Origin of the sequence: Kribbella sp. NPDC003505 (assembly GCF_040610875.1) — a bacterium.
GTDB lineage: Bacteria > Actinomycetota > Actinomycetes > Propionibacteriales > Kribbellaceae > Kribbella.
In genome coordinates this window covers 79,944-93,445 of record NZ_JBEXNA010000009.1, presented here as the reverse complement: position 1 = coordinate 93,445, position 13,502 = coordinate 79,944, and the positions used below count along the sequence as shown (strand labels likewise).

The 13,502-nt window shown below is 68.2% G+C and carries 16 protein-coding genes; 8 read left to right on the top strand and 8 right to left on the bottom strand.

Annotation, left to right across the window (positions count from 1 at the left end; translation table 11 throughout):
• Positions 1 to 134 precede the first annotated feature (134 nt).
• Positions 135 to 710 carry a helix-turn-helix domain-containing protein gene (locus tag ABZX12_RS28460; RefSeq protein ID WP_355698030.1) on the bottom strand — a complete coding sequence of 192 codons (576 nt, stop codon included), beginning with the start codon at positions 708 to 710 and terminating at the stop codon, positions 135 to 137.
• Positions 711 to 787: 77 nt separating this feature from the next.
• Here ABZX12_RS28460 and ABZX12_RS28455 point away from each other — a divergent pair, with 77 nt between their 5' ends.
• Positions 788 to 943 (top strand): hypothetical protein, encoded by a 156-nt coding sequence (locus ABZX12_RS28455; RefSeq protein WP_355698028.1) that lies wholly within the window; start codon positions 788 to 790, stop codon positions 941 to 943.
• An 11-nt stretch (positions 944 to 954) separates the two neighbouring features.
• Positions 955 to 1,410, top strand: coding sequence for a universal stress protein (locus ABZX12_RS28450; RefSeq protein ID WP_355698026.1), 456 nt, complete (start codon positions 955 to 957; stop codon positions 1,408 to 1,410).
• A gap of 173 nt (positions 1,411 to 1,583) precedes the next feature.
• Here ABZX12_RS28450 and ABZX12_RS28445 read toward each other — a convergent pair whose 3' ends face one another.
• Complete coding sequence (locus ABZX12_RS28445) at positions 1,584 to 2,270, bottom strand: helix-turn-helix domain-containing protein (RefSeq protein WP_355698024.1); 687 nt, start codon at positions 2,268 to 2,270, stop codon at positions 1,584 to 1,586.
• 87 nt (positions 2,271 to 2,357) lie between these two features.
• On the opposite strand from ABZX12_RS28445, the gene ABZX12_RS28440 reads away from it, so the two are divergent.
• The gene (locus ABZX12_RS28440; RefSeq protein WP_355698022.1) at positions 2,358 to 2,825 is read left to right on the top strand and encodes a hypothetical protein; all 468 of its coding nucleotides are present in this window, start codon (positions 2,358 to 2,360) and stop codon (positions 2,823 to 2,825) included.
• A gap of 24 nt (positions 2,826 to 2,849) precedes the next feature.
• Here the strand turns inward: ABZX12_RS28440 and ABZX12_RS28435 are convergent, their stop codons facing one another.
• Together ABZX12_RS28435 and ABZX12_RS28430 are read right to left on the bottom strand one after the other, a co-directional pair.
• Entirely contained in the window at positions 2,850 to 3,242 is a 393-nt protein-coding gene (locus tag ABZX12_RS28435) for a DUF488 domain-containing protein (RefSeq protein ID WP_355698021.1), read from the bottom strand.
• A 194-nt stretch (positions 3,243 to 3,436) separates the two neighbouring features.
• Complete coding sequence (locus ABZX12_RS28430) at positions 3,437 to 4,414, bottom strand: universal stress protein (protein ID WP_355698019.1); 978 nt, start codon at positions 4,412 to 4,414, stop codon at positions 3,437 to 3,439.
• A gap of 186 nt (positions 4,415 to 4,600) precedes the next feature.
• Between ABZX12_RS28430 and ABZX12_RS28425 the strand changes: the two genes are divergently transcribed.
• Both ABZX12_RS28425 and ABZX12_RS28420 read left to right on the top strand, forming a co-directional pair.
• The gene (locus ABZX12_RS28425) at positions 4,601 to 5,941 is read left to right on the top strand and encodes a helix-turn-helix domain-containing protein (protein WP_355698017.1); all 1,341 of its coding nucleotides are present in this window, start codon (positions 4,601 to 4,603) and stop codon (positions 5,939 to 5,941) included.
• 99 nt (positions 5,942 to 6,040) lie between these two features.
• Positions 6,041 to 6,787: a hypothetical protein gene (locus ABZX12_RS28420; protein ID WP_355698015.1), complete on the top strand. Its 747-nt coding sequence runs from the start codon at positions 6,041 to 6,043 to the stop codon at positions 6,785 to 6,787.
• Positions 6,788 to 6,849: 62 nt separating this feature from the next.
• Here the strand turns inward: ABZX12_RS28420 and ctaD are convergent, their stop codons facing one another.
• The 3 genes from ctaD to ABZX12_RS28405 form a co-directional block, all read right to left on the bottom strand.
• Positions 6,850 to 8,469: a cytochrome c oxidase subunit I gene (gene ctaD, locus ABZX12_RS28415; protein WP_355698486.1), complete on the bottom strand. Its 1,620-nt coding sequence runs from the start codon at positions 8,467 to 8,469 to the stop codon at positions 6,850 to 6,852.
• Between the two features lie 213 nt (positions 8,470 to 8,682).
• Positions 8,683 to 9,339: a response regulator transcription factor gene (locus ABZX12_RS28410; protein WP_355698013.1), complete on the bottom strand. Its 657-nt coding sequence runs from the start codon at positions 9,337 to 9,339 to the stop codon at positions 8,683 to 8,685.
• Positions 9,336 to 10,409, bottom strand: a complete 1,074-nt coding sequence (locus tag ABZX12_RS28405; RefSeq protein ID WP_355698011.1) for a sensor histidine kinase — start codon at positions 10,407 to 10,409, stop codon at positions 9,336 to 9,338. Before ABZX12_RS28405 ends, ABZX12_RS28410 begins: the two co-directional genes overlap by 4 nt.
• Before the next feature lie 125 nt (positions 10,410 to 10,534).
• Between ABZX12_RS28405 and ABZX12_RS28400 the strand changes: the two genes are divergently transcribed.
• The 3 genes from ABZX12_RS28400 (at position 10,535) to ABZX12_RS28390 (ending at position 12,591) form a co-directional block, all read left to right on the top strand.
• Positions 10,535 to 10,876, top strand: coding sequence for a TraR/DksA C4-type zinc finger protein (locus tag ABZX12_RS28400; protein WP_355698010.1), 342 nt, complete (start codon positions 10,535 to 10,537; stop codon positions 10,874 to 10,876).
• Between the two features lie 398 nt (positions 10,877 to 11,274).
• Positions 11,275 to 12,024 carry a rod shape-determining protein gene (locus ABZX12_RS28395; RefSeq protein ID WP_355698009.1) on the top strand — a complete coding sequence of 250 codons (750 nt, stop codon included), beginning with the start codon at positions 11,275 to 11,277 and terminating at the stop codon, positions 12,022 to 12,024.
• Between the two features lie 99 nt (positions 12,025 to 12,123).
• A complete protein-coding gene (locus ABZX12_RS28390; RefSeq protein WP_355698007.1) occupies positions 12,124 to 12,591 on the top strand; it encodes a hemerythrin domain-containing protein in 468 nt (155 codons plus the stop codon).
• 44 nt (positions 12,592 to 12,635) lie between these two features.
• Here ABZX12_RS28390 and ABZX12_RS28385 read toward each other — a convergent pair whose 3' ends face one another.
• Positions 12,636 to 13,436, bottom strand: a complete 801-nt coding sequence (locus ABZX12_RS28385; RefSeq protein ID WP_355698005.1) for a DUF2249 domain-containing protein — start codon at positions 13,434 to 13,436, stop codon at positions 12,636 to 12,638.
• Positions 13,437 to 13,502: the final 66 nt, after the last annotated feature.

The window sequence follows — 13,502 nt, the reverse complement described above, 5'->3', positions numbered from 1 at the left end:
GATCTCGAGCGGGATGGAAACAATCCTCGTGCTGCTGGTGGGCGCGACGGCGGTGTCCCTGATGGTCAGAGTTGCCGCGCGACGGTACCGAGACAAGCCGCAGGTCTGGCGCAGTCAGGCATTTCTGTCTGGTGTCAGTTCTTCACCACGGCCGGAGTTAGAAGGTCGACGGCGCGGTCCATCCATCCCTTGCGCGGCGAGCCGAACCTGAGGACCTCAGCGAGGTAGGCGCCGACCAGTACGCCGAGGACCGTGTCAGGATCGATCTTCGGCTGCAGGCGTCCGGCCTTCCTGTCGATCGTCATCAGGTCGGCGAGCGCGCTCAGTCGAGTGGCGAGCCGTGACCGCACCGCCGTCGAGAACTCGGGATCGCTGTCGGCGATGATCGCGGCCGTGGCGCCCGGTCCCAGCCGGTTCTCCAGGATGTCGCTGATCCGCTCCATGACCCACCGCAGCTTCTCGCCGACCGGAAGGTCAGGCGCCAGGGGCGCCGGGTCGATGAGGTGCTCCAGGATCGCGTGCATCAGGTCGTCCCGGCTGCGATAGCGGCGATAGATCGTCGTCCGGGCGACGCCGGAGCGAGCCGCGACGGAGTCGATGTTCACCGCGGCCGGCCCCTTCAGGCGGAGCAGTTCGCGCGCCGCCTCGAGGATGCGCTGGTCGGTCGACTCGAGCCGGGGCCGGCCGCGGCCGCTCGTAGTGGGTGGCATGGGCCCAGTCTGCCGGGAACAGACGTGCGGCGATATACGCTACAAACTATGTATCGAAAATGTTAGGAGGAGGTCATATGAGTACGTCGACGTTCGATGCGATCGACCTGGTGCTGCTGATCGTCGTCGGGGTGGCTGCACCCCTGGTCTGCCTCGGAGGTGTCGGGCTCGCCCATCGGGCGCAGGAGCGGGCCTCGGCCAGAACGCGCTCGAAGCGTACGAACCACGTCTGAGGAGGGTCGAGATGGAGAAGATCGTTGTCGGCATCGACGGCAGCAAGGGTGCTCGACGAGCACTCGAATGGGCGGTCGCCGAGGCACGAGCGCGTGGCGCCGGCCTCGTCGTCGTCCACGCCTGGCAGCAATCCACGGCGGCGCTGATGTCGCCGTATGCGCCGCTGCTGGCTGATCCTGCGAGTCTCGTCGAGACGGCACACAAGACGATGACCGACAGCCTGGCGACGGTAGATCTCAGCGGACTGGCCCGCGAGGCTGAACGACGGATCGTCCAGGGCCCCGCCGCGCCCGCTCTGCTCACAGCTGCACGGGACGCGACGTTGCTGGTCGTCGGCTCGCGAGGGCGGGGCGGATTCGCCGGGCTGCTGCTCGGCTCAGTCAGCCAGCAGGTCGCCCATGAGTCCACGATCCCGGTGGTCATCATCCCGCCGGCAGCCCGCTCCAACAGCCGGCCGGACGGCTGACATGGCCACCGCACAGACTGTTGCCCTGGACAAGCGTCAGCTGTCGGAACATGACCTGGCTGAACTGCAATTCAGGCTGCAGGAACACCGCATCTTCCGCCGGAATCAACTGCACGACTTGTTTGCCTCGCGCAACTTGAATGAGCTCCGGGAGAGTTGCAACTCTGGTGGCCCTACGCGTCGCTCTCGAGGCGAACGCAGCAGTAGTCCGGGGTCGGCCGAAGGTGGGCTTGCAGGTTGGTGATGCCGAGGCCTGAGAGGAGACCTTCGACGAGGCAGAGGTTCATCTCGCAGACCAGGTCGGTGTGCTGTCGGGCGAGGGTGTGGAACGGGCAGTTGCCGAGGACGATCGCGTCCCGCTGACTGCGCGGCTCGAAGCCTTGCTCCTCGAGCAGACGCATGAGCGCGCGTGCGCCGGTCGGGTCGGACGTGTGGTCGACGGCGGCGGCAAGGTCGGTGCCGAACTGGCGGGCGCGACGGTCGAGGGCTGCGCGTGGGGTTTCGCCCGAGGCCTCGACGTCCTCGAGGGCAGTGGCGAGGAGGCTGCCGGCGAGGTCGTAGCGGCGTTCGGGCAGGGAGACGCCGATGTACTCGCTGGAGCGTCGGTACAGCTTCGAAGGTCGTCCTGCTCCCGGGCCGGTGCGGCCGGTGCGGCGCTCGAAGACAACCTCGAGCAGCCCTTCCTCGGCCAACTTGTCGAGGTGGAAGGCAGCCGTCGAGCGAGGGATCTCCAGCGCGGCGGCCGCCTCGTCCCGCGTCACCGGATCGGCCTGGCGTGCGACGTGGTCGTACAGCAGGCGCCGTGTCGGTTCTTCCAACGCTGCGACTGCCGAGATCCGGGCGTCCCTGGAGTCGTTCACCTGACCCACTCTAAAGCCAAGGTCCATTGACGAAACGTTGAGGCTCCTTCTAAAGTCAGAATACGTCTATTTTAGAAGGAGTCGATCATGAGCACTGAGGGGCGCACAGCCCGCACCACCGGCCGTGAGTCGCTGTCGGATCCGGCGTACCAAGCCTTCCTGGCCCTGCGAACCGTCTTCACGGTGGCGCCGATCGTCTTCGGCCTGGACAAGTTCGCCAACCTGTTGACCGACTGGCCGAACTACCTGGCCCCCTGGATCAACGACATCGTTCCCGGCTCCGGCCAGGACGCGATGTACGTCGTCGGGGTCATCGAGATCGTCGCCGGTATCGCCGTCGCAGTCATCCCGCGCTACGGCGCACTGCTCGTCGCGGCCTGGCTCGCGGGCATCATCGTCAACCTGCTGACCCTCTCCGGCTTCTACGACGTCGCCCTGCGCGACTTCGGCCTCCTGGTCGCCGCCGTCGCACTGGCCCGCCTCGCCACTCGGTACGCGCCGGCCCGGCACGGTTCTTCGTCCACGACGAGCTCCGGTACGTCGAGCACCAGGTAGAGCTGCTAAGCCCGGTCGACCGCGTCAGTGCGTCTTCTGCAGCAGTGTTGCCAGGACGGCTGCTTGGCTGTGCTCCGTGTCCTTGGTTGCGGTCAGCAACGTCACGGTCGACTTCGTGGCCAGCGCGCGCAGGTGATCAAGGGCTGCCCGCGGACCGGATGTCGCGAGTTCCTCGCGGTAGCGCGCCTCGAACTGCGAGAACTTCTCCGGAACGTGGCCGTACCACTGACGCAGTTCCGTGGACGGCGCGACGTCCTTGACCCACTCGTCGATGGCGGCCGTTTCCTTGCGGACGCCTCGGGGCCACACGCGATCAACCAGAATCCGGAGGCCGTCGTCGGAGCCTGGCTCGTCGTAGATCCTGCGGACCCGCACCGGGTGGCCTGCGGATTGGTCGTCGTGCATCGTGTCAGCCATGACATCAACGTCCTCAAGGGGTGGACCGACGGTGCGTGGAACCACCTGGACGGTCCGAGGTTCTCTCGGTTGCGACGCTGGGCCGGCACATCCTGCGGCGAGTCCGCGCCGCTGAGATGATACCGGCCCAGCTGATGGGGGGCAGGCTGGATTGCCTGCGAGGAATGCCCGCGCGTAGCCGCGCGGCGCGGAGGTCATGGCAGTTCCTTCAGCTCCGGAAGCCGCTTCCGTGCTGCGACCCGGCGACCGGGCCGGCTCCGGGGGAGCGCGGACCGTGCACGGTCGGGGTGGACGACGGCCACCGGACAGGCAGCGTGCTGGAGAACGGCCTGGCTGACCGAGCCGAGGAGCATGCCAGTGAAGCCTCCGTGGCCGCGGGAACCGACGACGACCAGGTCGGCCGCGTCGGATGCGTCGATCAACGCCTGCGCGGGATGGCCGTGCACGACCTTCATGTCCAGATCGATGCGGGGATCGAGGACTCGCCGGCTTTCCATCGCCGCGGCGAACAATTGTTCCTCGACCTGTTCGACGACGTGCGGCGGGACGCGCAGCGAGGACTGCTGCCGAGCCGGCGGTACGGCGTGGACGGTCAGGACACCGACGCGCCGTCGGACTGCCTCGTGGTACGCGAACCGGATCGCCGCGGCGGAGACCTCGGAGCCGTCGACGCCGACCACGACCCGGCCGGTCCGAAGCGCCGGGAACGCCGTACCGTCTCGATGCGGACGAACGACGACGACCGGGCATCGGGCGTGGGCGGCCACGGCGGTGCTCACCGAGCCGACCAGCAAGCCCCGGAAGCCGCCGATTCCGCGGCTGCCCAGAACCAGCAGTTCCGCGTCGTGTGCCTGACTCAACAGTGTCGGCGCGGCTCCGGCGACGAACAGCTCGCGAGTGATGGTGATGTCGGGTGCCAGGTAGCGCGCGGAGGACTCCGACTCGGCCAGGACCCAGTCGGCCACCGATCGGAGGTCGGCGGTCAGATCCCTGATCGGGATCATGTCGGGTGCGCTGCCGAGGAGCGGCACAGTGAACGTGTGGATGATGCGTAGCGGGCAGCGCCGGGCGGACGCTGTCAGGGCGGCCCAGGCCAACGCCCCCTGCGCGGAGACCGAGCCGTCGACACCGACCACGACGGCGCGGCCGCGGGTGTGAGGAACAGTTGTCATCGTCATGTTCGCCGCTCCGCTTCGGTTCTGGATGTCCTGCGGTCCCGAATGTGCCGTTTCCGCGGCGCGACGGGTACGGCCGTCCTCGGCGAACCTGTGACCAGCCTTATGGCCGACGTCCGGCAACGATGCTCTACTGGACGGCACCGCGCCCCGGCAACGGTTCCGCCGGGGGAAGGGAGCGAGATGGGCGGTTCCGGTGGAGTGCGATGGCCGGGGTCCGGCGCGGACAACAGCGCGGACGAGGCTTGGCTGACGGCGATCGCGGAGGCGGCCGCGGGCGACTCGCAGGCACCGTTGGAGCTACTGGTCGAATACCTCACGCTGCTCGCCGATGCCGCCATCTCCGGGCGGCGGCCGCGCGACCACGAACTGGCGATCGTGCGTGAACTCGGCCGGCGGGCCGCTGAGCAGGGCATTCCGGCCGGGCGGGTCGTCGACCTGTACCTCGCGGCGGCCTGGCGGATGTGGCGCGACCTGCCCGACGTCGTGCCGTACCGCGACCGCGACACGGTGCGAGCCTCGGCCCAGACCGTGCTGCGCGTCGTCGGTGAGGCGATCGCGGTCCTCGTCGACAGCTACCAGGTCGCAACCCAGCACCTGATCCGGCAGGAGGAGGCGCTGCGCCGCGAACTGGTCGACGACCTGCTGCGTGGCGACGCCGACGTGTCCCGGATCGTCGAGCGTGCCGAGCCGTTCGGGCTCGATCTCGGCCGGCCCCATCAGGTGGTGCTCGCCGTTCCCGCGGATGGCCTGGCCGAGGGCGACACCGCGACCACCATGCTCGAGCGGTTCATCCTCGACCGCTTCGGCGACCGCGAAGTCCTGGTCGCGACCAAGGACGGCCTTCTGGTCGTGCTCGTTCCCGCAACCACCGCGACTACTGCGACTGCTGCTCCGCGGACGGGTGCCAAGGGCGTCGGGGCGCCGATTCACGAGGCGCTGGTCCGGCACCGAGCAGGGCGGGCGTGGCGGGTTGCGACCGGTCGCGCCTATCCAGGCGCCTATGGCATCGCCCGCTCGTACGAGGAGGCTCGTGAGGCGCTGACCCTCAGCGAACGGCTGCAGCTCGACGCCGCTGTTGTGGACGCGCGTGACATGCTCGTGTACCGGGTGCTGGTCCGCGACCAGGCAGCGATCGTCGATCTCATCAACGCCGTACTCGTCCCGCTGACCCGCGCGCGAGGCGGCGCTGAATCGTTGCTGCAGACCCTCGAGACCTACTTCGCCACCGGCGAGGTGGCCACCGAGGCTGCTCGGCGCCTCAACGTGTCGGTCCGCACCGTCACTTATCGGCTGGCCAAGGTCAGGGAGCTCACCGGCCAGGACCCAGGTGATCCGGCGCAGCGGTTCACCTTGCACATCGCCGTACTCGGCGCCCGGCTTCTCGACTGGCCGGCGAGCGACCTTCCGCCGAACGCCCTAGGTCCTGTGCGGAGCTGGTTGCCGGGCGTCGGCGATCTGGACGGCTCCGGGTTCGCCGGTCGCTGCCGTACAGATTCCGGCCGCGGAGCGGCAGAGTCGTAGCTGCACGATCAGCTCGGAAGCGGTCAGGAGGTCTCCGGTGAACCTGTCATCCGCCGTCCTGCAGCAGGCCGTGGTCGAGGCCGCAAGGGTGGTTCCGCGATGAGGATCTACCGTGCCGGTTGGCTGGTCGTGTGCGGCAGCATCGGCGTACTCGGTCTGATCGTGTCGTTCACCTGGTCGCTGGCCGTGATCATGACGATCTTCCTTTGCGCAGTCCTCAGCGGCTGGGCAGTCGCGTTGGTTGCCCTGAGCCCTGAAGACGGCACACGGCTTCCCCGGAACCTCCGGCGAATCGTTGCCCGGAGCGCCGTCCTCACGGGTGCCGGAGTCGTCGCATTCATCGGCCTGGGCACCTTGCTCGGAGCTCCGGCCGCGGTGCTCCTGGTGGCGACAACGGCGGGCGGATCGCCGTACGTCACCACGCGCTGTGTTCACTGGCTCCACGAGCATGGTCATCTCTCTGAGCCCGCAGCGCGTCCTCCGCTACCGGATTCCGCTCAGCAGCCTCGCCAGTCCACCCCGCTGCGGATCACACCGGTCGATGGCGAGTGGCGGCTGGAACCCGCGGATCTGGCGTCCCTCAGCGACGAGGCCCTCTGCCTGGCCTGGCGCGCCAGCTACTCGGCCCTCCAACGGGCCGAGTCACCAACGCAACGACTGAGTGTCATCGAGGAGCGACAGGGCTATCTGGACGAGATCGAGCGCCGCAACGCTCCGGGGATGGCCGCCTGGTTGGCATCGGGCCCCAGGGCCGCGGGGGATCCCAGCAGGTTCGTTCTCGGGGACAGCGCCACCAGTCGCGCTCGCATCGACTGGAACGAACTACTCCACGACACAGACCAGTGACTCTGCTGCTCGCCGACGGAGCGTTCGCAAGCGCCAGGGGCAGCGCGCCTCGCGGCCCGGAGTCACGAGCGGCCGGCGCCGTCGCTGGGGTGCGGTGAGGTCGCGACCTCCGGATGGTGCAGGTCGAACGCGGGAGACTCCGAGCGGATCCGGGGCAGCTTCTCGAAGTTGTGGCGAGGTGGTGGGCAACTGGTGGCCCACTCGAGCGACCGGCCCCAGCCCCACGGGTCGTCGACGCCGACCGGCGGTGTCTTGCGGGACTTGTAGATGTTGTAGAAGAACGGCAGCATCGACGCGCCCAGGATGAAGGCGCCGACGCTGGACACCTGGTTGAGGGTGGTGAAGCCTTCGTTGGCGCCGTACGACGCGTAGCGCCGCGGCATACCCTCGACGCCCAGCCAGTGCTGCACCAGGAACGTGGTGTGGAAACCGACGAACAGCAGCCAGAAGTGCAGCTTGCCCAGCCGCTCGTCCAGCATCCGCCCGGTGAACTTGGGCCACCAGAAGTAGAACCCGGCGAACATCGCGAACACCACCGTGCCGAACACGACGTAGTGGAAGTGCGCGACCACGAAGTACGTGTCGGTGACGTGGAAGTCGAGGGTCGGCGACGCGAGGATCACCCCGGTCAGGCCGCCGAACAGGAAGGTGGTCATGAAGCCGAGGGACCACAGCATGGGTGTGTCGAAGGAGACCGAGCCGCCCCAGATCGTGCCGATCCAGTTGAAGAACTTCACCCCGGTCGGGACCGCGATCAGGAAGGACATGAACGAGAAGAACGGCAGACTGACGCCGCCGGTGGCGAACATGTGGTGCGCCCAGACACCGGCGGACAGGAAGGCGATGGCCATTGTCGCTCCGACGAGGCCCATATAACCGAAGACGGGTTTACGGCTGAAGACCGGCAGGATCTCGGTCACGATGCCGAAGAACGGCAACGCGATGATGTAGACCTCGGGATGGCCGAAGAACCAGAACAGATGCTGCCAGAGCAGCGGTCCGCCGTTCGCGGCATCGAAGACATGAGCTCCCAAGGCTCTGTCCGCTTCGAGGACGAGCAGTGCGCCGGCCAGGACCGGGAACGCGATCAGCACCAGCAGTGAGGTGATGAAGACGTTCCAGGTGAAGATCGGCATCCGGAACATCGTCATACCGGGAGCGCGGAGGCAGATGACGGTGGTGATGAAGTTGACCGCACCGAGGATCGTGCCCAGACCGGCCATCCACAGACCCATGATCCACAGGTCCCCGCCGATCCCCGGCGAACGCACCGCGTTCGACAACGGGGCGTAGGCAAACCAGCCGAAGTCGGCGGCACCGCCGGGGGTGAAGAAGCCGCTGATCGTGATCAGGCCGCCGAACAGGAACAGCCAGTAGCTGAACATGTTCAGCCGCGGGAACGCCACATCGGGAGCGCCGATCTGGATCGGCATGATGACGTTGGCGAAGCCGACGAACAGCGGCGTCGCGAACAGCAGCAGCATGATCGTACCGTGCATGGTGAAGAGCTGGTTGTAGACCTCTTCGTTCACGATCTGCAGACCCGGCTTGGCCAGCTCGGCGCGGATCAGCAGCGCCATCACGCCGCCGATCAGGAAGAACGCGAACGACGTGACCAGGTACAACTGGCCGATCAGCTTGTGATCGGTCGTGGTGAGCCACTTCGCCGCGACCCGGCCCATTTGCCGACGGCGGGCTTGCGGCGCGACGGCGCGGCCGAGTTCCGGCATCCCTGATCCTCCTCGCCTCGTCGGGACCGGCGGATCAGTACGCCGTACCTTCGATCCGGCGGCCTGAGGCCCACCTTCTCGCCGAGCGCGACGACGAGGTAGGTCGACGACCGGCCAACAACCGGACGACCCGCCTGCCGATCACCGGCAACACGACCGTCCGGGTCACGGTTCGAGGAGGCCGGCCCGGATGGCGTAGCGGGTGAGGTCGAGGCGGTCGCGGAGGCCGAGTTTCTGGAGCATGTTCGAGCGGTGGCGCTCGACGGTCTTGATGCTGATCGTCAGGATCTCGGCGATCTCCTTCGACGAGTTGCCCTCGGCCACCAGTTTGAGAACCTCCTCCTCGCGGGCGGTGAGGATCTGGGCGGGCAGATCGATGCCTTGCCGGACCCGGTCCAGGTAGCTGCGGACGAGTCTGGTGACAGCACCTGCGTACAGGAACGGTTCGCCGCGCATCGCGGCGCGGCAGGCCTCGATCAGATCCCGGTCCAGCACGGACTTGAGTACGTAGCCCGACGCTCCGGCCTTGAGAGCCTGGAAGAAGTACTGCTCGTTGTCGTACATCGTCAGCATCAGCACGCGCACGTCCGGCCGAACCGCCGCCAGTTCCCTGGCCGCTTGCAGCCCGGTCATGCGAGGCATCGCGATGTCGAGGATCGCCAGATCGATCGGCTGACTGCGGGCCGCCGCGACCGCCTCGTGTCCGTCGGAGACCTCCGCCACGACCTTCAGATCGGGCTCGGCGTCCAGGATCAGGCGTACGCCGCGGCGTACCAGCGCATGGTCGTCGGCCAGCAGGATCCGTGCCGGTTCCGGTGTCACGCCGTGCCTCCAGGCCTGGGCACCGTGAGCGTCACCTCGGTCCCTCCTGACTGTCCGTCGGCGACCACGAGGTTCGCGCCGATGAGCAGCGCCCGCTCACGCATCCCGCGTATTCCGGCGCCCTCGTGCGCGAAGCCGATGCCCCGGCCGTCGTCCTTGATCCGCAGTACGACGTGACCGTCGCGCGTGTCCAAGGTCAGCTCGACCGCGGACGCGGCGGCGTGCCGGGCGACGTTGGTGAGGCCTTCCTGCGTGACGCGATAGAGCACGAGCTCCGTCTGGTCGTCCATCACCGGCAGGTTGTTGCCGAAGTGGTGCGTGATCCGCAGACCGGTGTGGTCGGAGATCTCTGTCGCCAGAGCCGTCAGCGCACTGACCAGGCCGAGATCGTCCAAGACGCCAGGCCGCAGCCGGCGTGCCAGACGACGTACCTCGTCGAGGCTTTCACGGGTGGTTTCCTGGGCCTGGGTGAGCTCGTCCCGCAGGGCCTGATCGTCGGCAAGATCGGCAGCCCTCTTCAGGTCGAGGAGTACGGCGGTCATGCTCTGCCCGACTTCGTCGTGCAGTTCGCGGGCGACCCTTCGGCGCTCGGACTCCTGGGCGGACAACGCCCGCGCGGCACTCGTCGCCCGTTCGGCCTCCAGACGATCGAGCATGGCGTTGAAGGCGCGAAGGAGGTCGGCGACCCCGCCGTGGCCGTGCACCGCCAACCGGTCCTCCGGACGCAGCAGGTCGACCGTCGACATCTGACGGCTCAGGCGCACGAGCGGCGCGAGGCCGATGCGCAGCAGGGCCGCATTCGCAATGAGCATCACGACCAGTCCGCCGATCAGGACGACGGCTTCGGTGAAGAGCACGGGGACCGACACAGTCACGGGCGCCCACAGCAGCAACGCCGTAGCCGCGCCGAGAACCACAGCGTTGAGGGCGAAGATCCGCCAGAACAACGACATCGCCGGCATCCCTTCCTCGAGTGCGACACCGTCCATTGTCCCGGGTGTCCCGGGTGTCGCCGGTCGGTGCGCCGAGTACGTCTCGTCGAAGGTGCGATGTAGTGCCGTCCTGCCCACCTGTCCAGCATGGGCAGCGTCTCCGGACGTGTCCATCGGGACTGACCCCCATGTGCGCGCGGCCCGCCGAAAGATGGGTGCTGGTCCCGATTGGCCGGCGATGGTCCACGGGCGACTCTGGGGCCATGACGACACACCGGATGACCACCCGGGCGGAGGCTGCCGACGAGCGTCGGATGCACGAGCCTCTGCGCCGGTTGCAGCGGGAGCGCAACACCCGGCTGGCGCAGCTCACGGCCATGGAGGCCGACCGGCCGAACGCCAACGAGGAACTGATGACGGCGCAGACGAAGGCGATCCGCCTGGTCCTCGCCGAGATCGACGCCGCGGTGGAGCGTGCCAAGAACGGCGCGTACGGAGACTGTCAGGACTGCAAGGTCCGGATCCCGGTCGAACGACTCGAGATCCTGCCCTACGTCCGGTACTGCGTGCGCTGCCAGCAACTCGCCCTCGACGCGGGCAGCTGACGGAGAGAGGAACCGAGCGCAATGGCTGGACGAGTCGCACCAGTTGCCAACGCCGGAATTGCCAGCCGTGATCTTGCGGTGCTGCGGTCGAGCCTGCTCGAACAGCGTGCGTTTCGCCGTGAGCAGTTGCGGCGGATCCGCCAGTCTCCCGGGAGCCCGGCGCGACTCCGCTCCGCAATGGTCGAGGTGCAGGACTGCCTTGCCATGGGAGCGAGGATCGTTCTGGCTGATGTGGAGGCCGCACTCGCCCGGATGGAGACCGGACACTACGGACGGTGCTGCCAGTGCCGCGAAGCCGTCGGCCTCGCGCGGTTGCGCATCTGCCCGCAGACGTTGTACTGCGCAGAATGCCATCGCCTGCGGGAACAGGGATGATGCGAGCTGGGCGGCTGACGAGCATGACGCGACGCCGAGGCTCGGAGCCGGGCGGACCCCTGCTCTACGGCGTCGCGGCGGACCTCGGCAGCGCCCGTGTGAAGCTGTGGACCTCCGACCGGCGCGGCCCCGTCGAGGTTCGGACGGCCGAGGGCGACCGGACCGTCCTCGTACGTCGTGGCGCGATCGTCGACGTGGCGGCGATCGCGTCCTTGCTGGACGGTTTGGTCCCGGTCCGCGCCCACCGGGAATCCGTCGTCATGGTGACGACACCGGTTGGTAGCGGCGACGGCCATCGCCGCGATCTGCTCGAGATCCTCGGTCCGCGGCGCTTGCTGACCATCGACGGTGTGAAAGCGGCCGCGCTCGGTGCACGAGCCGATCTCACCAGGGCTCTGCTGGTCGTCGACCTGGGAGCACAGCTGACGGAGGTGGCTCTGATCGAGGCGGGCCAGGTCAGCCGGGGACACCGTACGCCGTTGGGGCTCGACGATCTGGGATCCGGCGTGTCACCCGCGGATCTGGTCCGCGCGATCGCGACCGCGACGATCCAGATGCTCGACGACGACTGCGGACCACGGGTGGTCGACGCCCTCGACCGCGGGGTCCTGCTCACCGGCGGCGGCGCCCTTCGTCCCGAGCTCACGTACAAGCTCGCACAGCAACTCGGCGCGAAGGTCAGACCCGCACCGGCGCCGATCACCGCCGCCGTCCGCGGCGCTGTCCTCGCATTGCAAGCGACCTGCCGTCACCCGGGCTCGATGAACCGGTGAGAGGTCCCGGTCCACGCGAACGCGAACAGGCCCTCGGGCCGGTCGGGACGGGACCTAAGGTCCTGGGGACGGGGTGGCGGACCGACATAGCCTCGCGGCATGTGCGAACACTGTGGCTGCCGTGAGATCGAACCGATCGCCCGATTGATGGACGAGCACCTGGAGATGCGGGAGCTGTCGGGCCAGATCAGGCGCTCGCTGCTGGCCGGCGACCGGGCGACCGCCGAAGGGGCGCTCGCCTTGCTCGGTGCGCGGCTCGTCCCCCATGCGCGGCGCGAGGAGCGTGGTCTGTTCACGGCGCTCGAGGAGCAGGGCGACTTCGCCGACGAGGTACGACGGCTCGAGGCCGACCACCGCGCCTTCGACGAGATCTTGGACGAGCTCGACGCCACTGCGCCGGACTTCGAGCAGCGGGTCACGGCTCTGCTCGCCGACCTCTCACTGCACATCGATCGGGAGGACCTCGGCATCTTCCCGGTCAGCGTCGTCACGCTCGGCGCGGAGGGCTGGGAGACAGTCGAGCGCGCCCACGCCGAGAAGGACGAAACACCGACGCCGGCGCACTGAAACCGGGTCGAGCGGCCTCGGCCCGGTCTCGATTTCTACCGCTTCTACCGCGGCTGGTCAGTCGGCTCGAATGCGACGCGCCACACGTCGGGGCCCTGGGCGACGTACTCCACCGAGAACCTCCCTGGCGCGCGCTGTTCGAGTTGGGCGAGCAGCGGCAGCGGGTCGTGTGACGCGGTCAGGACGAGGCAACTTCCGGGGCGGAGAGCGTCGAGGGCGCCGAAGATCGCCCCGTGCCGAACGGCGTGCGGAATGGCGCTGCTGTCGAGCTCCAGAGCTGGACCGTCGCCGTCACCGCAGGCGCAGGTGTCGTTGCTCTCGTCTGCCGGTGCGTTGGGGCTCGGGTGCGGATGAGCCTCTTCGCCGATCAGCTCGTGCATCCCCGCGAGCAGTTGAGCGACCGACACGTCCGGGGCCGCGAGCAGGATCGGGAGGACCTGCTCGTTCTCCTTGGCCAGGTGCGCACCGAACAACACGCTGAGCGCGCGAGCGTGTTCGGCGGCTCTGGGGGCGTCTGTGGTCGCGGCCAAGGCATCGACCAGGCCGACGATCACCCGGTGCTCGGCCACCATCGCTTCGACGAGAAGACGCAGGTCTTCGCGTCGGGCTGCTTCGGCGTACAGGGTTCGTTCCTCGGCCAGAGCATGCGGCACCAGCTCTGTGCGGCACCACTCGACCAAGCCGAGGCGAGCCGTGTCGGCAGCCTGCCACCGGCGGGCGGCCGCGGCCGCGGACAGCGTCTCCACCTGTCGCGCGAGCGCGCCGGCCAGCTCGGAGTGATGCCGCTCGACGGCTTCGCCGGCGTGCACCTCTGCCTCGCTCGACGCGATGGTCACGTCGTTCATGTTCGACCTCCTCAAGCCCCATCTGCTATCGAATTTATACTATAGTTAGCTCCGTGGAAAATAGGC